The sequence below is a fragment of the Streptomyces sp. SID4985 genome (assembly GCF_009863025.1).
Taxonomy (GTDB): domain Bacteria; phylum Actinomycetota; class Actinomycetes; order Streptomycetales; family Streptomycetaceae; genus Streptomyces.
The window spans coordinates 1-335 of the sequence record NZ_WWIR01000123.1; the positions used below are offsets into that span (position 1 = coordinate 1).

The window sequence follows — 335 nt, forward strand, 5'->3', positions numbered from 1 at the left end:
AGCGGGTCGGCCAGTTTGGCGGCCACGCCGAGGACGGCGGAGGTGGCGCACCGCTCCGGCGGTCCCCAGGCGGTGAGGACGACGGCCGCGCCGCGCGCCGCGAGGGGGAGGGCACCGGCGAGCAGGGCGCCGAGGGAGTCGGCGTCGCCGGGGCGGCAGCCGATGGGTTCGAAGACGGTGACGAGGTCGTAGCCGGGCGGGTCCGCCTCGGCGGGGAGCGCGTCCAGCAGCCGGGGAACGGCCGCCGTGTCCGTGCCGTGCTCGGGGCCCGGCGAGGGGCCGGTCGACAGACGGTCGCGGGCCAGGGCGAGCCGTTCCGGGGAGGAGTCGGCCCC

At 79.7% G+C, this 335-nt stretch carries 1 pseudogene; it reads right to left on the reverse strand.

Going from position 1 to position 335, the window contains the following annotated elements:
* Nucleotides 1–335: pseudogene (locus GTW40_RS04860) on the reverse strand (SAM-dependent methyltransferase); the annotation flags it as partial.